General features: G+C 52.2%; 27 protein-coding genes. 14 read left to right on the top strand and 13 right to left on the bottom strand.

Going from position 1 to position 24,301, the window contains the following annotated elements; genetic code table 11:
• The first annotated feature begins 47 nt into the window (after positions 1–47).
• From rbfA to mtr, 8 genes are all read left to right on the top strand, one after another.
• Positions 48–449, top strand: coding sequence for a 30S ribosome-binding factor RbfA (gene rbfA / locus A1SC_RS08940; RefSeq protein ID WP_001040205.1), 402 nt, complete (start codon positions 48–50; stop codon positions 447–449).
• Positions 449–1,393 carry a tRNA pseudouridine(55) synthase TruB gene (gene truB / locus A1SC_RS08945; RefSeq protein WP_000089692.1) on the top strand — a complete coding sequence of 315 codons (945 nt, stop codon included), beginning with the start codon at positions 449–451 and terminating at the stop codon, positions 1,391–1,393. The genes rbfA and truB overlap by 1 nt, the downstream gene beginning before the upstream one ends.
• A gap of 148 nt (positions 1,394–1,541) precedes the next feature.
• Positions 1,542–1,811, top strand: a complete 270-nt coding sequence (rpsO, locus tag A1SC_RS08950; RefSeq protein ID WP_000059469.1) for a 30S ribosomal protein S15 — start codon at positions 1,542–1,544, stop codon at positions 1,809–1,811.
• Positions 1,812–2,058: 247 nt separating this feature from the next.
• Positions 2,059–4,194: a polyribonucleotide nucleotidyltransferase gene (gene pnp / locus A1SC_RS08955; protein WP_016262587.1), complete on the top strand. Its 2,136-nt coding sequence runs from the start codon at positions 2,059–2,061 to the stop codon at positions 4,192–4,194.
• A gap of 108 nt (positions 4,195–4,302) precedes the next feature.
• Positions 4,303–5,187, top strand: a complete 885-nt coding sequence (gene nlpI / locus A1SC_RS08960) for a lipoprotein NlpI (protein ID WP_000802080.1) — start codon at positions 4,303–4,305, stop codon at positions 5,185–5,187.
• Positions 5,188–5,293: 106 nt separating this feature from the next.
• Complete coding sequence (gene yrbN, locus A1SC_RS24695; RefSeq protein ID WP_010723222.1) at positions 5,294–5,374, top strand: protein YrbN; 81 nt, start codon at positions 5,294–5,296, stop codon at positions 5,372–5,374.
• Entirely contained in the window at positions 5,367–7,250 is a 1,884-nt protein-coding gene (gene deaD / locus A1SC_RS08965; RefSeq protein ID WP_010379192.1) for an ATP-dependent RNA helicase DeaD, read from the top strand. Before yrbN ends, deaD begins: the two co-directional genes overlap by 8 nt.
• Positions 7,251–7,404: 154 nt before the next feature.
• Positions 7,405–8,649 (top strand): tryptophan permease, encoded by a 1,245-nt coding sequence (gene mtr, locus A1SC_RS08970; protein WP_001517158.1) that lies wholly within the window; start codon positions 7,405–7,407, stop codon positions 8,647–8,649.
• A gap of 129 nt (positions 8,650–8,778) precedes the next feature.
• On the opposite strand, the gene A1SC_RS08975 is transcribed toward mtr, so the two are convergent.
• The 3 genes from A1SC_RS08975 to A1SC_RS08985 all read right to left on the bottom strand — a co-directional run bounded on the left by A1SC_RS08975 (position 8,779) and on the right by A1SC_RS08985 (position 11,749).
• Positions 8,779–9,786: a luciferase-like monooxygenase gene (locus tag A1SC_RS08975; RefSeq protein ID WP_016262586.1), complete on the bottom strand. Its 1,008-nt coding sequence runs from the start codon at positions 9,784–9,786 to the stop codon at positions 8,779–8,781.
• Positions 9,787–9,866: 80 nt separating this feature from the next.
• Positions 9,867–10,745, bottom strand: a complete 879-nt coding sequence (locus A1SC_RS08980; protein ID WP_001517156.1) for a U32 family peptidase — start codon at positions 10,743–10,745, stop codon at positions 9,867–9,869.
• 8 nt (positions 10,746–10,753) lie between these two features.
• Positions 10,754–11,749, bottom strand: a complete 996-nt coding sequence (locus A1SC_RS08985; protein ID WP_001517155.1) for a ubiquinone anaerobic biosynthesis protein UbiU — start codon at positions 11,747–11,749, stop codon at positions 10,754–10,756.
• 208 nt (positions 11,750–11,957) lie between these two features.
• Between A1SC_RS08985 and A1SC_RS08990 the strand changes: the two genes are divergently transcribed.
• On the top strand, positions 11,958–12,482 hold the full coding sequence (locus A1SC_RS08990; RefSeq protein WP_001517154.1) for a ubiquinone anaerobic biosynthesis accessory factor UbiT: 525 nt from the start codon (positions 11,958–11,960) through the stop codon (positions 12,480–12,482).
• Entirely contained in the window at positions 12,476–12,979 is a 504-nt protein-coding gene (locus A1SC_RS08995; RefSeq protein WP_000908549.1) for a GNAT family N-acetyltransferase, read from the top strand. The genes A1SC_RS08990 and A1SC_RS08995 overlap by 7 nt, the downstream gene beginning before the upstream one ends.
• On the opposite strand, the gene yhbQ is transcribed toward A1SC_RS08995, so the two are convergent.
• A complete protein-coding gene (gene yhbQ, locus A1SC_RS09000) occupies positions 12,966–13,268 on the bottom strand; it encodes a DNA damage response exodeoxyribonuclease YhbQ (RefSeq protein ID WP_000189335.1) in 303 nt (100 codons plus the stop codon). The two genes, A1SC_RS08995 and yhbQ, sit on opposite strands and share 14 nt — an antisense overlap.
• Positions 13,269–13,318: 50 nt before the next feature.
• On the opposite strand from yhbQ, the gene A1SC_RS09005 reads away from it, so the two are divergent.
• From A1SC_RS09005 to A1SC_RS09015, 3 genes are all read left to right on the top strand, one after another.
• A complete protein-coding gene (locus A1SC_RS09005; protein ID WP_000449448.1) occupies positions 13,319–13,741 on the top strand; it encodes a YhbP family protein in 423 nt (140 codons plus the stop codon).
• Between the two features lie 42 nt (positions 13,742–13,783).
• A complete protein-coding gene (locus A1SC_RS09010; protein WP_001517153.1) occupies positions 13,784–14,419 on the top strand; it encodes an NAD(P)H-binding protein in 636 nt (211 codons plus the stop codon).
• A gap of 72 nt (positions 14,420–14,491) precedes the next feature.
• Positions 14,492–15,532 (top strand): permease, encoded by a 1,041-nt coding sequence (locus A1SC_RS09015; protein ID WP_001517152.1) that lies wholly within the window; start codon positions 14,492–14,494, stop codon positions 15,530–15,532.
• A 112-nt stretch (positions 15,533–15,644) separates the two neighbouring features.
• On the opposite strand, the gene dolP is transcribed toward A1SC_RS09015, so the two are convergent.
• Genes dolP through lpoA form a run of 4 tightly spaced genes read right to left on the bottom strand, consistent with a single transcriptional unit; the run spans position 15,645 to position 19,229 of the window.
• Positions 15,645–16,220, bottom strand: coding sequence for a division/outer membrane stress-associated lipid-binding lipoprotein (gene dolP, locus A1SC_RS09020; protein WP_000646038.1), 576 nt, complete (start codon positions 16,218–16,220; stop codon positions 15,645–15,647).
• Positions 16,221–16,229: 9 nt separating this feature from the next.
• A complete protein-coding gene (gene diaA, locus A1SC_RS09025) occupies positions 16,230–16,820 on the bottom strand; it encodes a DnaA initiator-associating protein DiaA (RefSeq protein WP_000893477.1) in 591 nt (196 codons plus the stop codon).
• A 19-nt stretch (positions 16,821–16,839) separates the two neighbouring features.
• Entirely contained in the window at positions 16,840–17,235 is a 396-nt protein-coding gene (locus A1SC_RS09030) for a YraN family protein (protein WP_000246845.1), read from the bottom strand.
• Positions 17,193–19,229, bottom strand: coding sequence for a penicillin-binding protein activator LpoA (gene lpoA, locus A1SC_RS09035; RefSeq protein ID WP_016249240.1), 2,037 nt, complete (start codon positions 19,227–19,229; stop codon positions 17,193–17,195). Before lpoA ends, A1SC_RS09030 begins: the two co-directional genes overlap by 43 nt.
• Before the next feature lie 64 nt (positions 19,230–19,293).
• Between lpoA and rsmI the strand changes: the two genes are divergently transcribed.
• A complete protein-coding gene (rsmI, locus tag A1SC_RS09040; RefSeq protein WP_000809251.1) occupies positions 19,294–20,157 on the top strand; it encodes a 16S rRNA (cytidine(1402)-2'-O)-methyltransferase in 864 nt (287 codons plus the stop codon).
• Positions 20,158–20,222: 65 nt separating this feature from the next.
• Here rsmI and A1SC_RS09045 read toward each other — a convergent pair whose 3' ends face one another.
• The 5 genes from A1SC_RS09045 to kbaY form a co-directional block, all read right to left on the bottom strand.
• Positions 20,223–20,936: a galactosamine-6-phosphate isomerase gene (locus A1SC_RS09045; RefSeq protein ID WP_001194135.1), complete on the bottom strand. Its 714-nt coding sequence runs from the start codon at positions 20,934–20,936 to the stop codon at positions 20,223–20,225.
• Positions 20,937–21,164: 228 nt separating this feature from the next.
• Complete coding sequence (agaD, locus tag A1SC_RS09050; RefSeq protein ID WP_016262585.1) at positions 21,165–21,956, bottom strand: PTS galactosamine transporter subunit IID; 792 nt, start codon at positions 21,954–21,956, stop codon at positions 21,165–21,167.
• A complete protein-coding gene (agaC, locus tag A1SC_RS09055) occupies positions 21,946–22,749 on the bottom strand; it encodes a PTS galactosamine transporter subunit IIC (protein ID WP_000544465.1) in 804 nt (267 codons plus the stop codon). The genes agaD and agaC overlap by 11 nt, the downstream gene beginning before the upstream one ends.
• Positions 22,750–22,787: 38 nt before the next feature.
• The gene (gene agaB / locus A1SC_RS09060; protein WP_000098037.1) at positions 22,788–23,264 is read right to left on the bottom strand and encodes a PTS galactosamine transporter subunit IIB; all 477 of its coding nucleotides are present in this window, start codon (positions 23,262–23,264) and stop codon (positions 22,788–22,790) included.
• A 167-nt stretch (positions 23,265–23,431) separates the two neighbouring features.
• Complete coding sequence (kbaY, locus tag A1SC_RS09065) at positions 23,432–24,292, bottom strand: tagatose-bisphosphate aldolase subunit KbaY (protein WP_001517149.1); 861 nt, start codon at positions 24,290–24,292, stop codon at positions 23,432–23,434.
• Between the last annotated feature and the right edge of the window lie 9 nt (positions 24,293–24,301).

The raw sequence follows: 24,301 nt of genomic DNA, 5'->3' as shown, positions 1-24,301 counted from the left end.
ATTTTAAAAAGGGGCTTATGGCCCCTTTTTTGTCAGGAGAATTTATTATGGCGAAAGAATTTGGTCGCCCGCAGCGCGTAGCGCAGGAAATGCAAAAAGAGATCGCTCTCATCCTGCAACGCGAAATTAAAGATCCTCGTCTGGGCATGATGACCACCGTTTCCGGTGTCGAGATGTCTCGTGACCTGGCCTATGCCAAAGTGTATGTAACTTTCCTCAACGACAAAGATGAAGATGCGGTAAAAGCGGGCATCAAAGCGTTGCAGGAAGCCTCCGGCTTTATCCGCAGCCTGCTTGGTAAAGCGATGCGCCTGCGTATCGTGCCGGAACTGACCTTCTTCTACGACAACTCACTGGTTGAAGGGATGCGTATGTCAAACCTGGTGACCAGTGTGGTTAAGCATGACGAAGAACGTCGTGTTAATCCGGACGACAGCAAGGAGGACTAATGAGTCGTCCTCGTCGTCGCGGCCGCGACATTAACGGCGTTTTGTTGCTGGATAAACCGCAGGGTATGTCCAGCAACGATGCGCTGCAAAAAGTGAAACGCATTTATAACGCCAATCGTGCTGGACATACCGGCGCGCTGGACCCGCTGGCGACCGGCATGTTGCCGATTTGTCTCGGGGAAGCGACGAAGTTTTCCCAGTACCTGCTGGACTCTGATAAACGTTATCGGGTGATTGCGCGTCTTGGACAGCGTACTGATACTTCTGACGCAGACGGACAAATCGTTGAGGAGCGCCCGGTAACCTTTAGTGCAGAGCAACTGGCGGCGGCACTCGATTCATTCCGTGGCGATATTGAACAAATCCCTTCGATGTATTCTGCGCTGAAATATCAGGGTAAAAAACTGTACGAGTACGCGCGTCAGGGCATTGAAGTGCCTCGTGAAGCACGACCGATTACCGTTTATGAGTTGCTGTTTATTCGTCACGAAGGCAATGAACTGGAGCTGGAAATTCATTGCTCAAAAGGCACCTATATCCGCACCATCATTGATGACCTGGGTGAAAAACTTGGCTGTGGCGCACATGTGATTTATCTGCGCCGTCTGGCTGTAAGCAAATATCCGGTTGAACGAATGGTGACTCTGGAACATCTGCGTGAACTTGTCGAGCAAGCCGAACAGCAGGGTATTTCGGCGGCACAATTACTTGATCCATTACTGATGCCAATGGACAGTCCAGCTTCGGACTACCCGGTGGTGAATCTTCCGCTAACGTCTTCTGTTTACTTCAAAAATGGTAACCCGGTTCGTACATCCGGTGCGCCACTGGAAGGACTGGTTCGTGTTACAGAAGGTGAAAACGGTAAGTTTATCGGTATGGGCGAAATTGACGATGAAGGCCGCGTTGCGCCTCGTCGCCTGGTGGTTGAATACCCGGCGTAATGCTATCCATCTTGCGATAACAGGTCGCTACGAGTAGAATACTGCCGCTTAACGTCGCGTAAATTGTTTAACACTTTACGTAACGTACACTGGGATCGCTGAATTAGAGATCGGCGTCCTTTCATTCTATATACTTTGGAGTTTTAAAATGTCTCTAAGTACTGAAGCAACAGCTAAAATCGTTTCTGAGTTTGGTCGTGGTGCAAACGACACCGGTTCTACCGAAGTTCAGGTAGCACTGCTGACTGCACAGATTAACCACCTGCAGGGCCACTTTGCAGAGCACAAAAAAGATCACCACAGCCGTCGTGGTCTGCTGCGCATGGTTTCTCAGCGTCGTAAACTGCTCGACTACCTGAAACGTAAAGACGTAGCACGTTACACCCAGCTCATCGAGCGCCTGGGTCTGCGTCGCTAATTCTTGCGAGTTTCAGAAAAGGGGGCCTGAGTGGCCCCTTTTTTCAAGCTGATGGCAGCAATTCACTGGAAACTAATGTATTGTTGCTATGAATGATCTTCCGTTGCAGAGGTTCGCGCGGCTAATGAGAGGCTTTACCCACATCAGGCTGGGTTAGGGTTGTCATTAGTCGCGAGGATGCGCAGAAGATCGGGTATTAACACCAGTGCCGTTAAGGTGCTGTCTAAGAAAGAGAAAGGATATTACATTGCTTAATCCGATCGTTCGTAAATTCCAGTACGGCCAACATACCGTTACACTGGAAACTGGCATGATGGCGCGTCAAGCCACTGCCGCAGTTATGGTTAGCATGGATGACACCGCGGTATTCGTTACCGTTGTTGGCCAGAAAAAAGCCAAACCAGGTCAGGACTTCTTCCCTCTGACCGTTAACTATCAGGAGCGTACCTACGCTGCTGGTCGTATCCCGGGTAGCTTCTTCCGTCGTGAAGGCCGTCCAAGCGAAGGCGAAACCCTGATCGCGCGTCTGATTGACCGCCCGATTCGCCCGCTGTTCCCGGAAGGCTTCGTCAACGAAGTTCAGGTTATCGCCACCGTGGTTTCTGTTAACCCGCAGGTTAACCCGGATATCGTTGCGATGATTGGTGCTTCCGCAGCACTGTCTCTGTCTGGTATCCCGTTCAATGGTCCGATTGGTGCTGCTCGCGTGGGTTACATCAATGACCAGTATGTACTGAACCCAACTCAGGATGAGCTGAAAGAGAGCAAACTGGATCTGGTTGTTGCCGGTACTGAAGCCGCTGTGCTGATGGTTGAATCTGAAGCAGAACTGCTGAGCGAAGACGTCATGTTGGGCGCAGTGGTGTTCGGTCATGAACAGCAGCAGGTTGTTATTCAGAACATCAATGAACTGGTGAAAGAAGCCGGTAAACCGCGTTGGGACTGGCAGCCGGAGCCGGTAAACGAAGCGCTGAACGCGCGCGTTGCTGCACTGGCTGAAGCTCGTCTGAGCGATGCTTACCGCATCACCGACAAACAAGAGCGTTATGCACAGGTTGATGTCATCAAATCTGAAACCATCGCTACGCTGCTTGCTGAAGACGAAACCCTGGACGAAAACGAACTGGGTGAAATTCTGCACGCTATCGAGAAAAACGTTGTTCGTAGCCGCGTACTGGCAGGCGAACCGCGTATCGACGGTCGTGAAAAAGATATGATCCGTGGTCTGGATGTGCGCACAGGCGTGCTGCCGCGTACTCACGGTTCTGCGCTGTTTACCCGTGGTGAAACTCAGGCGCTGGTTACCGCAACACTGGGTACTGCACGTGACGCACAGGTTCTTGATGAACTGATGGGCGAACGTACTGACACCTTCCTGTTCCACTACAACTTCCCTCCGTACTCCGTAGGCGAAACCGGCATGGTCGGTTCTCCGAAGCGTCGTGAAATTGGTCACGGTCGTCTGGCGAAGCGCGGCGTGCTGGCAGTAATGCCGGATATGGACAAATTCCCGTACACCGTACGTGTTGTGTCTGAAATCACCGAATCCAACGGTTCTTCTTCTATGGCTTCTGTGTGCGGTGCGTCTCTGGCGCTGATGGACGCAGGTGTGCCAATCAAAGCCGCTGTTGCGGGTATCGCAATGGGGCTGGTGAAAGAAGGCGACAACTACGTTGTACTGTCTGACATTCTGGGTGACGAAGACCACCTGGGCGATATGGACTTCAAAGTTGCGGGTTCCCGTGGCGGTATCTCTGCACTGCAGATGGATATCAAAATTGAAGGTATTACCAAAGAGATCATGCAGGTTGCGCTGAACCAGGCTAAAGGTGCGCGTCTGCACATCCTGGGCGTAATGGAACAGGCGATCAACGCGCCGCGTGGCGATATCTCTGAGTTCGCTCCGCGTATCCATACCATTAAGATTAACCCGGACAAGATTAAAGACGTTATCGGTAAAGGCGGTTCTGTAATCCGTGCTCTGACTGAAGAAACCGGCACCACTATCGAAATCGAAGATGACGGTACTGTGAAGATCGCCGCGACCGACGGCGAGAAAGCAAAACACGCTATTCGTCGTATCGAAGAGATCACTGCAGAAATCGAAGTGGGTCGCGTCTACAATGGTAAAGTAACCCGTATCGTTGACTTTGGCGCATTTGTTGCCATCGGCGGCGGTAAAGAAGGTCTGGTACACATCTCTCAAATCGCTGACAAGCGTGTTGAGAAAGTGACTGATTACCTGCAGATGGGTCAGGAAGTTCCGGTAAAAGTTCTGGAAGTTGATCGCCAGGGCCGTATCCGTCTGAGCATTAAAGAAGCGACTGAGCAGTCTCAACCTGCTGTAGCACCGGAAGCTCCGGCTGCTGAACAGGGCGAGTAAGGTTGCCATTTGCCCTCCGCGTTGACGGGGGGCTTTTAACCGGGCAGGACGCCTTGTTAGCAACCGGGAACAGGACGTTCATTCAACCGTGGTCTTCGGGAGTGGGAAATGAAGCCTTTTTTGCGCTGGTGTTTCGTTGCGACAGCACTTACGCTTGCAGGATGCAGTAATACTTCCTGGCGTAAAAGTGAAGTCCTCGCAGTACCATTGCAACCGACTTTACAGCAGGAAGTGATTCTGGCACGTATGGAACAGATCCTTGCCAGTCGGGCTTTAACCGATGACGAACGCGCGCAGCTTTTATATGAGCGCGGAGTGTTGTATGATAGTCTCGGTCTGAGGGCATTAGCGCGTAACGATTTTTCGCAAGCGCTGGCAATCCGACCGGATATGCCTGAAGTATTCAATTACTTAGGCATATATTTAACGCAGGCAGGCAATTTTGATGCTGCCTATGAAGCGTTTGATTCTGTACTTGAGCTTGATCCAACTTACAACTACGCGCACTTGAATCGCGGGATCGCATTATATTACGGCGGTCGTGACAAGTTAGCGCAAGATGATCTGCTGGCGTTTTATCAAGACGATCCCAATGATCCTTTCCGTAGTCTGTGGCTTTATCTCGCTGAGCAGAAGCTCGATGAGAAGCAGGCTAAAGAAGTGTTGAAACAGCACTTCGAAAAATCGGACAAGGAACAGTGGGGATGGAACATTGTCGAGTTCTACCTGGGCAACATTAGCGAACAAACGTTAATGGAAAGGCTCAAGGCGGACGCAACGGATAACACCTCGCTCGCTGAGCATCTCAGTGAAACCAACTTCTATTTAGGTAAGTACTACCTAAGTCTGGGGGATTTGGACAGCGCCACGGCACTGTTCAAACTGGCGGTTGCCAACAACGTTCATAACTTTGTTGAGCACCGATACGCATTGTTGGAATTATCGCTCCTGGGCCAGGACCAAGATGACCTGGCAGAATCGGACCAGCAATAGCTGACGTACACATCAGCCCGTAATCTTATTTGATTGCCATCACCTTAACGGGTGAGGGCGTTGTTGTTCGTTAATACACCTACTTTGAGCCGGTTCACACTTTTCAATGAAAATTGCTGATCAATTTCATGATGAGTTATGTAGACTGGCCGCCATTAATTTTGAGGCACACGTACTACATGGCTGAATTCGAAACCACTTTTGCAGATCTGGGCCTGAAGGCTCCTATCCTTGAAGCCCTTAACGATCTGGGTTACGAAAAACCATCTCCAATTCAGGCAGAGTGTATCCCACATCTGCTGAATGGCCGCGACGTTCTGGGTATGGCCCAGACGGGGAGCGGAAAAACTGCAGCATTCTCTTTACCTCTGCTGCAAAATCTTGATCCTGAGCTGAAAGCACCACAGATTCTGGTGTTGGCACCGACCCGCGAACTGGCGGTACAGGTTGCTGAAGCAATGACGGATTTCTCTAAACACATGCGCGGCGTAAACGTGGTTGCCCTTTACGGCGGCCAGCGTTATGACGTGCAATTACGTGCCCTGCGTCAGGGGCCGCAGATCGTTGTCGGTACTCCGGGCCGTCTGCTGGACCACCTGAAACGTGGCACTCTGGATCTCTCTAAACTGAGCGGTCTGGTTCTGGATGAAGCTGACGAAATGCTGCGCATGGGCTTCATCGAAGACGTTGAAACCATTATGGCGCAGATCCCGGAAGGTCATCAGACCGCTCTGTTCTCTGCAACCATGCCGGAAGCGATTCGTCGCATTACCCGCCGCTTTATGAAAGAGCCGCAGGAAGTGCGCATTCAGTCCAGCGTGACTACCCGCCCTGACATCAGCCAGAGCTACTGGACTGTCTGGGGTATGCGCAAAAACGAAGCGCTGGTACGTTTCCTGGAAGCGGAAGATTTTGATGCGGCGATTATCTTCGTTCGTACCAAAAACGCGACTCTGGAAGTGGCTGAAGCCCTTGAGCGCAGCGGTTACAATAGTGCTGCCCTGAACGGTGACATGAACCAGGCACTGCGTGAGCAGACTCTGGAACGTCTGAAAGATGGTCGTCTGGATATCCTGATCGCGACCGACGTTGCGGCCCGTGGCCTGGACGTTGAGCGTATCAGCCTGGTGGTTAACTACGATATCCCGATGGATTCCGAGTCTTACGTTCACCGTATCGGTCGTACCGGTCGTGCGGGTCGTGCGGGTCGTGCGCTGCTGTTCGTTGAGAACCGCGAGCGTCGTCTGCTGCGCAACATTGAACGTACTATGAAACTGACCATTCCAGAAGTAGAACTGCCGAACGCAGAACTGCTGGGCAAACGCCGTCTGGAAAAATTTGCTGCTAAAGTACAGCAGCAACTGGAAAGCAGCGATCTGGATCAATACCGTGCACTGCTGAGCAAAATTCAGCCGACTGCAGAAGGTGAAGAGCTGGATCTCGAAACTCTGGCTGCCGCACTGCTGAAAATGGCACAGGGCGAACGTACTCTGATCGTGCCGCCAGATGCGCCGATGCGTCCGAAACGTGAGTTCCGTGACCGTGATGATCGTGGTCCGCGCGATCGTAACGACCGTGGCCCGCGTGGTGACCGTGAAGATCGTCCGCGTCGTGAACGTCGCGATGTTGGCGATATGCAGTTGTACCGCATTGAGGTGGGGCGTGATGATGGCGTTGAAGTTCGTCATATCGTTGGCGCAATTGCTAACGAAGGTGACATCAGCAGCCGTTACATCGGTAACATCAAGCTGTTTGCTTCTCACTCCACCATCGAATTGCCGAAAGGTATGCCGGGTGAAGTGCTGCAACACTTTACGCGTACCCGCATCCTCAACAAGCCGATGAACATGCAACTGCTGGGCGATGCACAGCCGCAAACTGAACGTCGTGGTGGTGGTCGTGGTGTCGGTGGCGAGCGTCGTGAAGGCGGTCGCAACTTCAGCGGTGAACGCCGTGAAGGTGGTCGTGGTGATGGTCGTCGCTTCAGTGGCGAACGTCGCGAAGGCCGTGCACCGCGTCGTGAAGAGTCTACCGGTCGTCGTCGTTTCGGTGGCGATGCGTAATTCGCGCTGATCAGCGAATACATTCTGTAAAATAATATATACAGCCCTAATCATATCGATTGGGGCTTTTTTTTATTTCTTTTGTACTCGCGTACTGGTACATTGCAACACATAACAACGCAGTCGCACTATTTTTCACTGGAGAGAAGCCCTTATGGCAACACTAACCACCACCCAAACGTCACCGTCGCTGCTTGGCGGCGTGGTGATTATCGGCGGCACCATTATTGGCGCAGGGATGTTCTCCTTGCCCGTGGTCATGTCCGGGGCGTGGTTTTTCTGGTCAATGGCGGCGCTAATCTTCACCTGGTTTTGTATGCTGCATTCCGGATTGATGATTTTGGAAGCTAACCTGAATTATCGAATCGGTTCGAGCTTTGATACCATCACCAAAGATTTGCTGGGCAAAGGCTGGAATGTCGTCAACGGTATCTCTATTGCCTTTGTGCTCTACATTCTGACCTACGCCTATATTTCTGCCAGCGGTTCTATTTTGCATCACACCTTCGCGGAGATGTCGCTGAATGTTCCGGCCAGAGCGGCAGGTTTTGGTTTTGCACTGTTGGTGGCGTTTGTGGTGTGGTTGAGCACCAAAGCAGTCAGCCGTATGACGGCGATTGTGTTGGGAGCGAAAGTTATTACATTCTTCCTCACCTTCGGTAGCTTGCTGGGGCATGTGCAGCCTGCGACATTGTTCAACGTTGCGGAAAGCAATGCGTCTTATGCACCGTATCTGCTGATGACACTACCGTTCTGTCTGGCGTCGTTTGGTTATCACGGCAACGTACCAAGCCTGATGAAGTATTACGGCAAAGACCCGAAAACCATTGTGAAATGTCTGGTGTACGGTACGTTGATGGCGCTGGCGCTGTATACCATCTGGTTGCTGGCGACGATGGGCAACATTCCGCGTCCGGAGTTTATTGGCATTGCAGAGAAGGGCGGAAATATTGATGTGCTGGTGCAGGCATTAAGCGGTGTGCTGAACAGTCGTAGTCTGGATCTGCTGCTGGTAGTGTTCTCAAACTTTGCGGTAGCGAGTTCGTTCCTCGGCGTAACGCTGGGCCTGTTCGATTATCTGGCGGATCTGTTTGGCTTTGATGATTCGGCATTGGGGCGCTTTAAAACGGCACTGTTGACCTTTGCGCCACCTGTCGTTGGTGGCCTGCTGTTCCCTAACGGATTTCTCTACGCCATTGGTTATGCTGGTTTAGCTGCTACCATCTGGGCGGCAATTGTTCCGGCTCTGCTGGCCCGCGCATCGCGTAAACGCTTTGGCAGCCCGAAATTCCGCGTCTGGGGCGGCAAACCGATGATCGTTCTGATTCTGCTATTTGGTATTGGCAATGCATTGATCCATATTTTATCGAGCTTTAATTTGCTGCCGGTGTATCAGTAATCATCTGTGCCTTATCCGACATTTCTGCTGCCTGCACAATGTCTGATGCGCTTCGGTTATCAGGTCTACGTAGGGCGGCGTTGCCAGGTCGGATAAGGCTTCCCGCCGTATCCGACAAAATAAAACACACTATCCCAGTAAATCTTCCTTCACATCCATCGCCAGTTCAAACGAATGCAGCCTCGCCTGGTGGTCGAAAATCTGCCCGTTAACCATAATCTCATCAGCGTCGGTTTCGCGCAGGATCGACTGTAAACCGTGACGCACTTTCGCTTTATCGCCCACCAGCGACATACTCAGCGCCTGCTGCACGCCATACTGCTCGGACGGCGACCAGAACTGATCCATATTCTGAATCGGTGGTGGCAGTTGCCCGGTTTCACCGCGGCGTAGCTTCACAAAGGCTTGCTGCATCGAGGTAAACAGGAATTCAGCGTCGCGGTTGCTATCAGCGGCGATGATATTGATACACACCATTACGTACGGTTTCTCCAGTCGTGCGGAGGGTTTGAAGTTGCTGCGATAAAGTTGTAGTGCCTGGAACAGCATATCCGGCGCGAAGTGTGAGGCAAAGGCAAACGGCAGGCCGAGCTGCGCCGCCAGTTGTGCGCTGTAAAGGCTGGAGCCTAATAACCACACCGGGATTTTCTCGCCATAGCCTGGCACCGGGCGTACATGTGGATTGGGATCACGAGCGTCAAACCAGTCCACCAGCTCAGCAACATCGCGGGGGAAATTATCAATATCACCACTCATATGGCGACGCAGCGCCATCATTGTCCGCTGATCGCTACCTGGAGCACGACCCAGCCCCAAATCGATTCGACCCGGATAGAGCGTATTGAGTGTGCCGAACTGTTCTGCAATTACCAACGGTGAATGGTTAGGTAACATCACGCCGCCGGAACCCAGATGCAGCGTGGTGGTATTCGCTGCCAGATAGCCAATCAACACCGATGTCGCCGCACTGGCAATGCCGGTCATATTGTGATGTTCCGCCAGCCAGTAGCGATGATAGCCGCGCTTTTCAGCCAGACGAGCCAGGTCCAGAGAGTGGGAGAACGCTTCTCGCGCCGTTGAACCTTCGGGGATGGGGGCCAGATCGAGTAGCGAAAACGGAATGGTTTTATCAGTCATAACAGCTCACTTTGTTACCGATTAATCTTTAATACTGCATTAAAGAGTAGTTAAAGTTGTTAACAAAGTGAGCTATTTACTTACGCTTGCAGTTCCAGCCCTGCCAGCCGTTTCCAGTAACCGTTGCAGTCGCTATTAGCCGTTAACGGCAGCGGCGCAGCGCCATTTTCATTGGCGCGGAAGGCGTCGAGCATAGCAAAAGTGTCTGTGCCCTGCGGTGACAGGCGAACCACATCGACCAGCCCCTGCATTGACGCCAGCTCGTTACCGAGGTTGTAAACATAGCCGCTCATGGTCTGAATGCCGTTGAGCACAAACACCTGCTGATCTTCCTGTGACAGCACGTTGCGCCCGTTCGGATATTTAATGCAGCAGGTTTCGCACTCATCTTTCGGGCGATCCTCCGAGCGTGCGGTGAAGCAGCGGGCTGAGTACGCCAGCGGCAGATGGCCGTAGCTCAAGACTTCCACTTCAAACTGGTTGCGAATACCCAGTTCATCACACTGATTGAGCAGATTCACCAGCCAGTCGCGGGAAAGTTCTACCGGCATACACCAGCGCATCATGCCCTGTTTGAGCAATATTTTCAGCGTCACTGCGTTGTAGCAGTTCAGCGCATGCCCGGCGACGAACGGGAGTTTGCGTTCGGCGCACATATTCACCACGCCGAGATCGCTGGCTTCAATCAGAAACTCGCCGTTCTCAACATAGCGTTTCAGTTCGCCCAGCTCGGAAGAGGCCTGTACCAGCGCCAGCGTGGAGAGCACAATCTGCTTGCCACTTCCGGCGAGCGATTTTGCCATCTCCAGCCAGTCGCCAACTTTCGTTGCCCGACGCTTGCTGCATACCGCTTCACCAAGATAAATCACGTCGGCGCTGCTGGTGGCGGCCTGCTGATAAAATTCTTCCAGCGTCTCTTTTGGCCAGTACCACAGCACTGGCCCTAAGGAATATTTCATTGCTTTTCTCACTGCCATTTACGGTGATATGCGCCAAGGGTGGTTTGCGTGCCTTCGGACATCGACCCGAGCGTCTCCATCCACGCGTTTTGTGGCACGAAGTTTTGCGGATCGGCCTTACAACGGTCGATAGCCTGACGCCAGACTTTCGCCACCTGGCTGACATACGCCGGGCTACGCTGGCGGCCTTCGATTTTCACCGAAGCAATATTCGCCGCCATTAGCTCAGGCAGCAGTTCCAGGGTATTGAGACTGGTTGGTTCTTCCAGTGCGTGATAGCGCTCGCCGTCCACCAGATAACGCCCTTTACACAGCGTCGGGTAACCTGCGTTTTCGCCGTCCTGATAACGGTCGATCAGCACCTCGTTAAGGCGGGATTCCAGCCCCTGCGGCGTTTGTTGCCAGCGCACGAAGCGGGCAGGAGAACACGCACCCACGGTGTTGGGCGACTCACCGGTCAGATACGACGACAGATAGCAACGTCCTTCCGACATAATGCACAGGCTGCCGAAAGCAAAGACCTCCAGCGGAACTGGCGTGACCCGTGCCAGTTGTTTCACCTGGTGAATCGACAGTACGCGTGGTAGCACCACGCGGGCGACATCAAAATGGCGATGATAAAAGTTAATTGCCTCTTCATTGGTCGCTGAAGCCTGCACCGACACGTGACGCTCAATATGTGGGTAACGCTCGGCGGCGTACTCCAGCATGGCAAGATCGGCAAGGATCAGCGCGTCGGCACCCAGTTGTGCCGCCATATCCACGGCACGTTGCCAGCGGGCGTAGCCGTCCGGGTGCGCAAAAGTATTAATCGCGATGTGAAGTTTGCGGCGATGTTGATGGACAAAACTCACCGCTTCCTGCAATTTTTTCTCGGTAAAGTTAAGGCCGGCGAAGTGACGGGCATTGGTATCATCTTTTAGCCCGATATAAACAGCATCTGCGCCGTTTTCGATGGCCGCCTTAAGCGCCGGGAGATTTCCGGCAGGGCAGAGCAGCTCCATAATTTTTCCTGAAGGTTGCGCTATCAAAACGCAAAAATGTTAACGAACTGGGATTTTAGTTAACCTTGCTGCGACAATTTTTGATTTAAGGCAGTTAAAGTTGTATTGGTGGTAGCAGCAATTTCATATGGAATTGTTGATTTATACCGCTATGTTATTTTCCTGATATGGCAAAATAGGATGATTGTTGAAACAGGGAGTAAAACTCGTGTTGGATAAACTGCGTTCCCGTATTGTGCATTTGGGGCCATCTCTGTTGAGTGTACCGGTAAAACTGACGCCATTTGCGCTAAAACGCCAGGTTCTTGAGCAAGTCTTAAGCTGGCAATTCCGCCAGGCGCTGGACGATGGCGAGCTGGAGTTCCTTGAAGGCCGCTGGTTAAGTATTCATGTGCGTGATATTGACCTGCAATGGTTTACCTCGGTGGTGAATGGCAAACTGGTCGTTAGCCAGAACGCGCAAGCAGACGTGAGTTTTAGTGCCGACGCCAGCGATCTGCTGATGATCGCAGCGCGTAAACAGGATCCGGATACACTTTTCTTCCAGCGTCGGCTAGTGATTGAAGGTGATACGGAGCTGGGGCTGTATGTGAAAAACCTGATGGACGCCATTGAACTGGAGCAAATGCCAAAAGCCTTACGCATGATGCTGCTGCAACTGGCGGATTTTGTTGAGGCGGGGATGAAAACCACGCCTGAAACCAAACAGACATCGGTAGGTGAACCATGCTAATTCGAGTAGAAATTCCCATTGATGCGCCGGGTATTGATGCCCTGCTGCGTCGTTCATTCGAAAGCGATGCGGAAGCGAAGCTGGTTCACGATCTGCGTGAAGATGGCTTTCTGACGCTGGGACTGGTGGCGACAGATGACGAAGGCCAGGTCATTGGCTATGTGGCATTCAGTCCGGTAGATGTGCAGGGCGAAGACCTGCAATGGGTTGGCATGGCTCCGCTGGCGGTAGATGAAAAATATCGCGGGCAAGGGCTGGCACGCCAACTGGTCTATGAAGGACTGGATTCGCTTAATGAGTTCGGCTATGCCGCAGTGGTAACGCTGGGCGATCCGGCGCTGTACAGCCGTTTTGGCTTTGAACTGGCGGCGCATCACGATCTGCGTTGCCGCTGGCCGGGCACAGAAAGTGCCTTCCTGGTACATCGTTTAGCGGATGACGCGCTGAATGGTGTAACCGGGCTGGTTGAGTACCACGATCACTTCAATCGCTTTTAACCTCCGGGGTTTGCAGGCTACTTAATAACTCTGCAAACCCAGCGCCTTCCGCAACCAGGCATTCTTTCTGTCGTTTGGTCAGTTGCTTGACGCGATATTCCGCCCGTAATGCCAGCGAACGGTCGCCAACCGGTGCGGAAAATGCCAATGTCAGTTTGCCTTTCCCGCGCAGTGCTTTCGCCCCTTTACCGCTTTGATGCTGCTGATAGCGGCGTTCGACGTCCGTGGTGATCCCGGTATAAAGCTTATTGTCGGCGGTACGAATCAAGTAAAGGAACCAGGGTGTCATCGTCTGTGTCACATGTTAAGGTCTGGCCAACAGTATAAAAGAGAACAGAAATGGAAACACTCACCGCAATTAGCCGTTGGCTGGCAAAACAACATGTTGTCACCTGGTGCGTGCAGCAGGACGGGGAGCTGTGGTGCGCCAATGCCTTTTATCTTTTTGATGCGCAGAAAGTTGCATTTTACATTTTGACGGAAGAAAAAACGCGCCATGCGCAGATGAGCGGGCCGCAGGCTCCGGTTGCCGGAACGGTAAATGGTCAGCCGAAAACGGTGGCATTAATTCGTGGCGTGCAGTTTAAAGGTGAGATCCGCAGACTGGAAGGTGAGGAAAGTGACCTCGCACGTCAGGCCTATAATCGCCGCTTCCCGGTTGCCCGGACGCTGTCGGCACCGGTGTGGGAAATCCGCCTCGATGAGATAAAATTCACCGACAACACGCTGGGCTTTGGGAAAAAACTGGTCTGGCAACGGTAACCTATAGTTAAACATGAGTACATATACAGGGCCGGAGGCAATATGAGTCAGGTTTTAATTACAGGCGCAACGGGGCTGGTGGGTGGGCATCTACTGCGGATGTTGATTAATGAACCGAAAGTACAGGCTATTGCCGCGCCGACGCGACGCCCATTAGCAGATATGCCGGGAGTCTATAACCCACACGATCCACAATTGACCGACGCGCTGGCGCAGGTCACCGATCCGATAGACATTGTTTTTTGTTGCCTTGGCACCACGCGGCGGGAGGCGGGCAGTAAAGAGGCATTTATTCACGCTGATTACACGCTGGTGGTGGATACGGCATTAACCGGACGGCGGCTGGGCGCGCAGCATATGCTGGTGGTCAGTGCGATGGGGGCAAACGCGCATTCACCATTTTTTTATAACCGCGTCAAAGGGGAGATGGAAGAGGCGTTAATTGCTCAGAACTGGCCGAAACTGACCATCGCTCGCCCGTCGATGTTGCTGGGCGATCGTAACAAACAGCGGATGAACGAAACCCTTTTTGCGCCACTGTTCCGTTTGCTACCAGGGAACTGGAAATCCATTGATGCGCGAGACGTGGCGCGGGTAATGCTGGCAGAAGCGATGCGGCCAGAGCATGAAGGCGTGACCATTTTAAGCTCTTCAGAATTACGCAAAAGAGCTGAATAATTATTCCCAATAATTGATGGTGAGCGTAATATTCTCGCGCTCAATTATCATAACTTTTTCCTGGGGAATGCTATGGCTGGTCAGTCTTCATCTCAGGCGGCAACGCCCATTCAGTGGTGGAAACCCGCGCTTTTCTTTCTCGTTGTCATTGCCGGACTCTGGTATGTGAAGTGGCAACCCTACTACGGTAAGGCCTTTACCGCCGCCGAAACCCACAGCATCGGTAAATCAATCCTCGCACAGGCGGATGCCAATCCGTGGCAGGCAGCGTTGGATTACGCGATGATCTACTTTCTTGCAGTATGGAAAGCGGCGGTGCTGGGTGTGCTCCTCGGATCGTTGATTCAGGTATTGATCCCTCGTGACTGGTTGTTGCGCACGCTTGGACAATCGCGCTTTCGCGGGACGTTACTGGGAACGCTGTTTTCACTGCCTGGAATGATGTGTACCTGCTGTGCGGCACCGGTCGCGGCGGGGATGCGCCGCCAACAAGTGTCGATGGGAGGGGCGCTGGCATTCTGGATGGGGAATCCGTTGTTAAACCCAGCAACGCTGGTGTTTATGGGCTTTGTTCTCGGCTGGGGTTTTGCGGCGATTCGCCTGGTGGCGGGTCTGGTGATGGTGTTGCTGATTGCAACACTGGTACAAAAATGGGTGCGTGAGACACCGCAAACGCAGGCACCGGTCGAAATCGACATGCCAGAAGTGCAGGGCAGATTTTTTAGCCGCTGGGGCAGGGCGCTGTGGACGCTTTTCTGGAGTACGATCCCGGTTTATATCCTGGCAGTGCTGGCGTTGGGGGCTGCTCGCGTCTGGCTGTTCCCCCATGCCGATGGCGCTGTCGATAATAGCCTGATGTGGGTGATAGCGATGGCGGTAGCGGGATGCTTGTTTGTCATTCCCACGGCGGCAGAAATTCCGATTGTGCAGACGATGATGCTGGCAGGGATGGGAACCGCTCCGGCGCTGGCATTATTGATGACCCTTCCGGCGGTGAGTTTGCCGTCGTTAGTTATGCTGCGCAAAGCGTTTCCGGCGAAGGCATTATGGCTGACGGGAGCGATGGTGGCGGTATCGGGTGTTATTGTCGGCAGTCTGGCGCTGTTGTTCTGATTCGAGGGAAAACATGTCGGATGCGGCGCAAGCGCCTTATCCGACCTGTGGTTTGTGCCATTGTAGGCCTGATAAGACGCGGCAGCGTCGCATCAGGCTTTACAAAGAGCTGTTATTTAATAAACGTAAATGCCGTGGTCACACGTTTCACACCACTCACCCGGCTGGCAATATCTGCCGCCGCTTTCGCCTCACGCTCAGTCACCAGCCCCATCAGGAACACTTCGCCGTTTTCGGTGGTTACTTTCACGTTAGACGATTTCACCAGGTCGCTTGCCAGCAACTGCGAGCGAACTTTAGTGGTGATCCACGTATCATTCGACGCTTCGCCCAGACCAATTGGTTGGCCCTGACGAATCTCGTTATACACTTCGTTGGCACCGTCTACGCCCATCGCAATCTGTTTTGCACGAGCCGAAAGTTCGGTGTTTGGTGACTGCCCAACCAGCAGCACTTTGCCCTGATAGGCCGTTACATTAATGCGCGCTTCTTTCTTAATTTGTTCATCTTTCGACAATGCGCTGTTAACGCGCACTTCCAGGGTGCCATCGTCCACCTGGGTGCCGACACTGCGCGGATCGGTCGCTGCTTTAGTTCCCACAGCGGCTGTACCCACTACGGCAGCAGCAACACAACCTTGCAACAGCAGTGCGGAAATAAGGACTGCGATTGGCGATAATGCCTTCATGTATTCTCCTTAATCATCCTGGTGAGGGAAAAGCGTGTTATCGATCAGATCGCACAGGCAATTTACCGTCAGCATGTGCATTTCTTGAATGCGAGCACTACGATGCGAAGGAATACGGATCTCCACGTCTTGCGGCCCTAACAACCCTGCAAGTTCACCGCCGTCATAGCCGGTTAATGCCACAATAGTCATATCACGCGTAACGGCGGCTTCAACAGCTTTAACGATATCGCGGCTGTTACCGCGAGTAGAAATGGCTAACAGCACATCTCCCGCATGTCCCAGCGCCCGTACCTGTTTTGCATATACTTCATCATGCAAGCGATCATTGGCAATCGCCGTTAAGACAACATTATCAGTATTTAGTGCAATGGCAGGTAAGCTGGGCCGCTCCGTTTCGAAACGGTTGATCATGCTGGCAGCAAAATGCTGTGCGTTGGCAGCGGAAGTCCCATTACCACAACAGAGGATTTTGTTGCCATTAAGCAGAGACTGAACCAGCGTCATGGCTGCACGGGAGATGGCATCCGGAAGCGCCTCTGCCGCCGCAATTTGAGTTTGAATGCTTTCAGTGAAGCAAGCTTTTATTCTTTCTAGCACGCTAATCCTTAAACCTTAATTATGAGTGGTCATTAAAGGCATCCTTAATCCACTCAACATCATTCCCGGTGAAGGCTACCACATCGAACCGGCAATCCACAGTATCAAAACTCCCATTATGGCGCGCGAGCCACAAGCGGGCAGTCTGTAATAATTTGTGTTGTTTGCTACGGGTCACACTGGCTGCTGCGCCGCCGTAGAGTGCAGAGCGGCGGTAACGCACCTCGACAAAAACGGTGGTCTGGCCTTCACGCATTATCAAATCGATCTCGCCGCCACGCTCGTTCACGTTGGCGGCGACAAACTGCAGTCCTTTGCCTTCCAGCCAGCGACGCGCTTGTTTTTCCCACGCATCGCCGGTCTGTTTAGTGGTTAACTGGCGGGGACTACCTGACCTTGTTGGTACTGTAGCCATGATAACTTCCTGTTAATCACGCAATCCGGGTTAGCCGTCAGACCTCCGGTATTACCGTTGATTTCAAACCCCTGAACCTGGCGCATTTGCGAGAAATGATTCGCCAGTGACCAGGCATCGACACCCATTGCATACATTCGCGCCAGCGAATAATCGTTGTTCACAGCACTGAGTGCCTGCTGCATTAATGACAGGTTACTCCCTGCCAGCATTGGGATTTCACTGTACTGTAAACCTTCCATCTCCAGGCGGAAATCAGGACCCGCGGAGCCTTGTGCGCTGCGGGAGCTGGCGTACAGCGTTGCGCCGCTCTGGCTGCCGTTACGCATGGTAATCATCGGCTTGATGAAGGCGATTTCGCCTGGCGTTGCCACAATGTATACCGCATCGACACGACCGCCATTATTGGTGAACTGGTCATCGGTTGGCGTGGTTTGCAGCGTTGGGTTGTTTGTGGTCATGCCGGAATCGGTTGTCGTTCTGGGGGTAATCGGACTCCCCGTTAAAGCGATACCTGAACCGCCGTTGACACCCGCGCGTAATTCGCTGGTAGAGCCGAATTTTTGTTGTAGAACGGTGCCGCCGCCCAGTTTCTGCCACTCTTGCGCAAACGCATTTGCTACGCGATCACCCAGCGAACTGCGCGGGATCAGCACCAGCGGCGCTTGTTTGCCCTGGTCACGAATATGACGTGCTGCATCGCGCGCTTCATCTTCCGGCGACAGCGCGAAATAACAGATGTTGGCACGGTTTTCGATATTTTCCGGCTGGTTAAGCGCCAGCACGTTCAGCGGGGTGTTGCTCTTCAGCAACTCTTCAACGTTATTTTTCAGCAGCGGGCCGACCACAATACTCGCGCCGTCCTGCTGTACCTGGTTGAGGATCTGGCTAAGCGGTTGTGAAGAAGTATCGTAGATTTTCAGTTCTGCTGACGGATTTGCTGGTGCGCTTACTGCTGCGGTGGTTGCAGTTGGGGTGTTTACAGGCACCGGCTGTGCCTCGGTTTCTTCACCCGTCAGATCGCTAACAGAGGCCTGTGCCGGGCTGGCAACGCCATCCACGGTTTGCGGTTGGGGCTGTTCTGTGACGTCCGCGGCAGGTGCGGCAGCTACCTGCGCTGCTACTGGTTGAGTACCGATATTTTTCGCCGCTTCAAATCCTTGCTGAATAGTGCGACCAAACACCGCGGCCTGACCATTCAACGGCAACAGCAGGGCGATTTTATTGGTTGACGCTGGTTTAAACGCTTTTACGTTTACCAACTGCGTTGGCAGCATTTTCGCGCCCGGATTGTTCGGGTAACGTTTCTGCCAGTCGGCAATGCCGGCCTTCATCATGTCGGGATCGTTGCGGTTATCAAACCAGACGCGTTGCAGATCCAGCCAGCCTTGCAGGATATTTTCGTCGGCGTTGATCACCAGCGTATTCGCCTGCTCCTGAGTCATGGAGGAGAGCGCCTGCCAGGTAGCGTCAATATTTTGCTGTTTTTCTTTCGCCCCGAGCAGCGGTTCCTGAGCAATTAAAGCGCGCAATAAATCAATGGAAGGACGCCCCTGGCTGGCATCGATTTTTGCCTGCCAGTAACGTGCCTGCTGGTTTGGCTCTAAATCTGCCGGAGTAATTTTAACCAGCAAGGTTTGCGCGCCAGTAAAATCTTTCTGTGCCAGTTTAATTTCTACTGCCAGCAGAGTTTTCTCGCGACGCTGGGTATCGTTCAGTTCCTGCGGCAGTTGGTTAAATAATTCTACCGCTTGCCCGGTTTTACCTTCTTTCACCAGTGCACGAATGGCGAGTAATTGCCAGTTGATCCTGGTATCATCAGAGCTTTGCTGCATCTGCTGCAGATAAAAGGCAGAATCAGCCTGCGCCGTGCCCTGCATATAGGCAGTGGACTGATCGGGGGTATGGGTGCCACAACCGGCGAAAATCAGGGCTGCCAGAACAACAGGCAGACAACGCGCGGCTTTCAAACGAGAAAATGTTGAGGGTACCATAATGTATCCAGTGATATTTTTTTTACGCAATGCTCAATATTAAATCGGCAATACGGACGACACAATGAAACAACACCAATCGGCGGATAATTCTCAAGGTCAGCTCTACATTGTACCGACGCCAATCGGCAATCTGGCAGATATCACCCAGCGTGCGCTGGAGGTATTGCAGGCCGTTGATCTGATTGCCGCCGAGGATACGCGTCATACCGGTTTACTGCTGCAACATTTTGGGATTAACGCCCGATTGTTCGCCTTGCACGACCATAACGAACAACAGAAAGCAGAAACACTGCTGGCGAAACTGCAAGAGGGGCAAAACATTGCGCTGGTGTCCGATGCCGGAACGCCGCTGATTAACGACCCTGGCTACCATCTGGTGCGCACCTGCCGTGAAGCGGATATTCGCGTGGTGCCGCTACCGGGGCCGTGTGCTGCCATTACAGCATTAAGCGCCGCGGGTTTGCCATCAGATCGTTTTTGTTATGAAGGTTTCCTGCCTGCTAAATCAAAAGGTCGCCGTGATGCGCTAAAAGCCATTGAAACGGAACCGCGCACGCTGATTTTTTATGAATCCACCCACCGTCTGTTAGACAGCCTGGAAGATATTGTCGCGGTGCTGGGCGAATCGCGCTACGTAGTGCTGGCTCGCGAACTGACCAAAACCTGGGAAAACATTCACGGCGCGCCCGTAGGCGAACTGCTGGCGTGGGTAAAAGAAGATGAAAATCGCCGCAAAGGTGAAATGGTGCTGATTGTCGAAGGGCATAAAGCACAGGAGGATGATTTGCCCGCCGATGCGCTGCGCACGCTGGCGCTGTTGCAGGCAGAACTGCCGCTGAAAAAAGCGGCGGCGCTGGCAGCAGAAATTCACGGCGTGAAGAAAAACGCGCTGTATAAGTATGCGCTGGAGCAGCAAGGGGAGTGATATATCTCCGGGGCCCCGTTTGAAGAATCCAGGGGCCACTTGCTTTTGCCTGGCTTAGGGGGATGTTAACGATGACGCATCCCATCAATCAAACATGTGAAATGGTTATGTAGCCATAAAAACGAAGCGGGGATAGTGGTGGAGACTGTGGCTGTGAGAAAACGTTCTGTCGCATCCTGCTTTCCTTCGCCAGTCACCAGTAGCAAAACTTCGCGGGCATTGAGAATATCCTTCAAGCCTAAGGTGATCCCCCGGGTCACGGGGTGACCAGCGGTTTTTAACATCTCATGTTGCTGGGTTTTCACATCAAGTTGGCTGATATGGCAGGCCGGTTGCAGGCTTTCTCCCGGTTCGTTCAGTCCCAGATGACCGTTTTTCCCCAATCCGAGAACGCACAAATCGAGACCACCTTTGCGCGCAATTAAATCCGTTACCCGCTCGCACTCTGTCTCGTTTATCCCTTCGGAACGAAAGCTGATGAGCTGGTCTTCACGTAACCCTAGCGGCTGCACGATATGTTGCTGAAGGAAGGTTTCGCAGGTGCCGGGCGCGGTTAATGGCAGATCTACCCATTCGTCGAGCTTCACGAAGGTCAGTTGGCTGGCATCAACGTGCTGCTGGTGGATTTTTTCCACCAGATAACTGTAGGTAAGCACGGGGGTTGCGCCGGTCGCGAGGCAGATGACTGCATTGGGGGTGTTGCGGATTAACGTCAGCAAATGTTCGCTGGCGTGTTCACTGAGCGCAGTGTAGTCATCGAAGTGCTGTAAGGTTTGCATGAGGAGAAATTCCTTGTGTAGAGAGGCACCGTCAGGCGCGATGCGAAGACCGATGACAAACGCTAAATTGCCTGATGTGCTACGCTTATCAGGCCTACGTGATCTCTGCAATATATTGAATTTGTGTGCTTTTGTAGGCCGGACAAGGCGTTCACGCCGCATCCGGCATGAACAAAGCGCACTTTGTCAACAATCTGAGGCACCGTCAGGCGCAGTGCCTCATTCCATTTACAAAATACCGAATGCGGAACAAACGATGGAAAGCACGAACGTGACGGCGATTAACAGCACCGGATGCGCTTTTTTCACCCGTAATAAGTAATACATCAACAGGGTGTAAGCCATCGGCAAAATATTCGGGAAGACTTTATCGAAGAAATCCTGTTGCAGCGCGACGCTGTGAGTACTGTCGATAGCAAACGACGTCACGACGTTAATATGTACATACGAAGCGATCAGCCCGCCGATTACCGTGATCCCGAGGATAGTTGCCGAACGGGCGATCATCTGCGAGTTCTCTCGCACTTTATCAATCGCCTTCACACCGACCGAATAACCAACGTGAGTCCAGCCAACGCGCAGGAAAAAGATAAGCAGGTAAACGGCGAAAAACAGAATCGGCCCCAACAGGTTTCCCTGGCTGGCAAACGATGAGCAAATCCCCGCCATAATCGGCAATAAGGTAAACCAGAAAATCGCATCGCCAATCCCGGCGATTGGGCCAAACAGCGCCACTTTGAGGCCTTTAATGGTGTCGCGATTTTCCCCTTTCTCTTCCATCGAAATGAGTAATCCCATCAGGAATCCGACCAGATTCGGGTGGGTGTTAATAAATTCGAGGTTATCTTTCATCGCCGCGCTTAAGCCCGGTTTGTCGTCCTTATAAATCTTTTTCAGGAGCGGCAACATCGCCCAGGTAAATCCCCCCGCCTGCATCCTTTCGTAGTTAAAGCTCGCTTGCAGCAGCGATGAACGAAAGCCCAGACGGGTGATATCTTTTTTACTGATTTCAGATCCCATTGCTGTAGTCCTCTTCTTCATTTTTACTGGCAACGGGCTGCGGTTGCGCTTGCTGCCGGGATTTCGCATTGAAAAATTCATACACCGCAAAACCTGCCCCCAGTACGGCGACCGGTAACAGGTTGCTGACCTGGATGTAGCAAACAAACAGGAAACCGGCGATCAGGTAAGGGATGTATTGCGCTTTGAACATCACGCGCAGCAGCAGACCAAAACCAACGGCAGGTAAAATACCACCGGCCACTTCAAAACCATGAGTCAACCAGGCTGGCATCGCCTTTACCAGCGCCTGCATCGCGCCTTGCGCCAGGTAGGTACAAAGAAACGCAATCACTGCATATGAAGAGGCAACAATCAGCATCGTTATCCAGTTAAGTCGGGAAAACGCGGCCGTATCCGCCTCTTTCGCGCATTTATCCGCTTTGGTCATAAATAATGAGAAAGCGGAATAGAAAAACAGAATGACGTACTGCATTAACAAACTAAACGGCAGGCCAAGACCAATTGCCGTTTTGGCATCCACCCCCGTAGACCACGCAATGACGGTAGTCATCAGACCCGCCATGATAGGGTTGGGCGGTTGAACACCACCAGCAGGGGTTAATCCGGCGAACGCCAGTTCTGTCAGACCACCGGTAATTAAGCCGGTCTGAATATCACCGAGTATTGCTCCAGTAAGGGTACAAACGATTATCGGACGGAATAAAAACAAGGCTTCCAGCCAAAAATCAATCCCCAGAACGAAAACTAATGCCGCCAGGGATAGCCCCTGAATTAGGGTTATTTCATGCATTTTTATTACCTCAAACCAATATTAAGGCGATTTTAGATTTAGTCAGGTATTTGTTCTTTTTGATCACCGGGGACGTCCTGAATAAAAACATTCACGCCGCGTTGCTTAATAAAACGTAAATCAGCGAGATCCTGAAAATCGACATAAACTTTACTGCTGATTTGCTTTTTCCCTTCCGAGAAATGCATATTGCCGACGTTAACGTCTTTCAGTTCTATTCCCCCTTCCACCAATTTACGTACTGTTTGCGGTGTACGGCAAATCAGGAATATCTTCTGATGTGGTGCAGCTTTGCCGATGACGTTAATGGTTTTTTCGACAGTAAAGAAACGAATGCCAAAACCGTAAGTTTCCGCGGTAATGCCCATTAATTTCTGTTGAATATCATCATTAGCGACAACATCATCCACGACCACCAGCAAATTTGCGCCGATGGTGGATGTCCAGGTAACGCCAACCTGGCCATGAACCAGACGATTATCAATACGGGTTAAGAGAATATTTGGACTGCTCATTTTTAATCCTCACCATAAAAGTTGAATAATATAATTTATTTAAATATATTACTGTTGCGATATTATATTGGTGTATTTATTAAATTTTAATAATCTCCTTTGCCATTAAGGCACTACCCGATATTAACCGGGCAGCACACTCAAATAAATCGTAAAAAAATCAATAATTACGCGGAAATTCTATTTTCTGAACCACAGACATTAATTTTGTTTCTGACAACTTCTTTCATTGCATCCATGCCGACGCGCATATAATAACGAGGATCATTACCTTGCGGATTTTCCGCAAACCAGGCTTTTACTGCGCCAGCGAAGGCTATTTTTAATTCCGTGGCAACGTTCACTTTTGTGACGCCAAGTTCAATAGTGCGACGGACAAATTCATCCGGGACATCGCTGGCACCATGCAGCACCAGTGGAATATCCACCACTTCACGAATTTCCGCCAGTCGCTGGAAATCAATCTTCGGCGTTTTGCTGTATAACCCGTGCGCCGTACCAATCGCCACCGCCAGGCTGTCGACGCCCGTTAGTTCGACAAAGCGTTTAGCTTCTTGTGGGTCGGTAAGGAACGCGCTTTCGGCGTCAACGCTCATATCATCTTCCACACCGCCCAGGCGACCCAGTTCCGCTTCCACGCTGCAATCCTGCGAGTGGCAGAAGTCGACAACCGATTTCACCAGCTTCACGTTCTCGACAAACGGGAAGTGACTGCCGTCGATCATCGCACTGCGCACGCCGGCGTGGACTTTACGGCGAATATCATCCAGCGATTCGTGGTGGTCGAGATGCAGCGCCAGCGGCATGTTGTAGGTCGTGGAATAGGCGCTACACAGGGCGTAGATCTCTTCCAGGGCGATATGTTTAAAGGTGCCCGGCGTCCCGGCGAGGATCACCGGCGATCGCATTTCACTACATACTTCGAGGATCGCCTGGATCGTCTCGGCGTTATGAATGTTAAAGGCAGGCACTGCGTAACCATTGGCCAGGGCATCCTGTAACAGATATTTGGTGGAGATAATGCTCATAATGCGATC

This window comes from Escherichia sp. KTE52 (genome assembly GCF_000408325.1).
In the GTDB taxonomy this organism is placed as follows: domain Bacteria; phylum Pseudomonadota; class Gammaproteobacteria; order Enterobacterales; family Enterobacteriaceae; genus Escherichia; species Escherichia marmotae.
The sequence above is the reverse complement of the archived record's forward strand: the minus strand, read 5'-3'. Positions and strand labels throughout refer to the sequence as shown.

What these genes read in the sequence shown, in the direction of transcription:
- yhbQ (WP_000189335.1), bottom strand. Translation starts at nt 13,268, where the DNA reads ATGACACCCTGGTTCCTTTACTTGATTCGTACCGCCGACAATAAGCTT.
- A1SC_RS08980 (WP_001517156.1), bottom strand. Translation starts at nt 10,745, where the DNA reads ATGAAATATTCCTTAGGGCCAGTGCTGTGGTACTGGCCAAAAGAGACG.
- agaB (WP_000098037.1), bottom strand. Translation starts at nt 23,264, where the DNA reads ATGAGCAGTCCAAATATTCTCTTAACCCGTATTGATAATCGTCTGGTT.
- rsmI (WP_000809251.1), top strand. Translation starts at nt 19,294, where the DNA reads ATGAAACAACACCAATCGGCGGATAATTCTCAAGGTCAGCTCTACATT.
- A1SC_RS08975 (WP_016262586.1), bottom strand. Translation starts at nt 9,786, where the DNA reads ATGACTGATAAAACCATTCCGTTTTCGCTACTCGATCTGGCCCCCATC.
- kbaY (WP_001517149.1), bottom strand. Translation starts at nt 24,292, where the DNA reads ATGAGCATTATCTCCACCAAATATCTGTTACAGGATGCCCTGGCCAAT.
- nlpI (WP_000802080.1), top strand. Translation starts at nt 4,303, where the DNA reads ATGAAGCCTTTTTTGCGCTGGTGTTTCGTTGCGACAGCACTTACGCTT.
- A1SC_RS09010 (WP_001517153.1), top strand. Translation starts at nt 13,784, where the DNA reads ATGAGTCAGGTTTTAATTACAGGCGCAACGGGGCTGGTGGGTGGGCAT.
- A1SC_RS09005 (WP_000449448.1), top strand. Translation starts at nt 13,319, where the DNA reads ATGGAAACACTCACCGCAATTAGCCGTTGGCTGGCAAAACAACATGTT.
- deaD (WP_010379192.1), top strand. Translation starts at nt 5,367, where the DNA reads ATGGCTGAATTCGAAACCACTTTTGCAGATCTGGGCCTGAAGGCTCCT.
- agaC (WP_000544465.1), bottom strand. Translation starts at nt 22,749, where the DNA reads ATGCATGAAATAACCCTAATTCAGGGGCTATCCCTGGCGGCATTAGTT.
- A1SC_RS08995 (WP_000908549.1), top strand. Translation starts at nt 12,476, where the DNA reads ATGCTAATTCGAGTAGAAATTCCCATTGATGCGCCGGGTATTGATGCC.
- rpsO (WP_000059469.1), top strand. Translation starts at nt 1,542, where the DNA reads ATGTCTCTAAGTACTGAAGCAACAGCTAAAATCGTTTCTGAGTTTGGT.
- yrbN (WP_010723222.1), top strand. Translation starts at nt 5,294, where the DNA reads ATGAAAATTGCTGATCAATTTCATGATGAGTTATGTAGACTGGCCGCC.
- A1SC_RS09030 (WP_000246845.1), bottom strand. Translation starts at nt 17,235, where the DNA reads ATGGCTACAGTACCAACAAGGTCAGGTAGTCCCCGCCAGTTAACCACT.
- A1SC_RS09015 (WP_001517152.1), top strand. Translation starts at nt 14,492, where the DNA reads ATGGCTGGTCAGTCTTCATCTCAGGCGGCAACGCCCATTCAGTGGTGG.
- dolP (WP_000646038.1), bottom strand. Translation starts at nt 16,220, where the DNA reads ATGAAGGCATTATCGCCAATCGCAGTCCTTATTTCCGCACTGCTGTTG.
- lpoA (WP_016249240.1), bottom strand. Translation starts at nt 19,229, where the DNA reads ATGGTACCCTCAACATTTTCTCGTTTGAAAGCCGCGCGTTGTCTGCCT.
- truB (WP_000089692.1), top strand. Translation starts at nt 449, where the DNA reads ATGAGTCGTCCTCGTCGTCGCGGCCGCGACATTAACGGCGTTTTGTTG.
- mtr (WP_001517158.1), top strand. Translation starts at nt 7,405, where the DNA reads ATGGCAACACTAACCACCACCCAAACGTCACCGTCGCTGCTTGGCGGC.
- agaD (WP_016262585.1), bottom strand. Translation starts at nt 21,956, where the DNA reads ATGGGATCTGAAATCAGTAAAAAAGATATCACCCGTCTGGGCTTTCGT.
- rbfA (WP_001040205.1), top strand. Translation starts at nt 48, where the DNA reads ATGGCGAAAGAATTTGGTCGCCCGCAGCGCGTAGCGCAGGAAATGCAA.
- A1SC_RS09045 (WP_001194135.1), bottom strand. Translation starts at nt 20,936, where the DNA reads ATGCAAACCTTACAGCACTTCGATGACTACACTGCGCTCAGTGAACAC.
- A1SC_RS08985 (WP_001517155.1), bottom strand. Translation starts at nt 11,749, where the DNA reads ATGGAGCTGCTCTGCCCTGCCGGAAATCTCCCGGCGCTTAAGGCGGCC.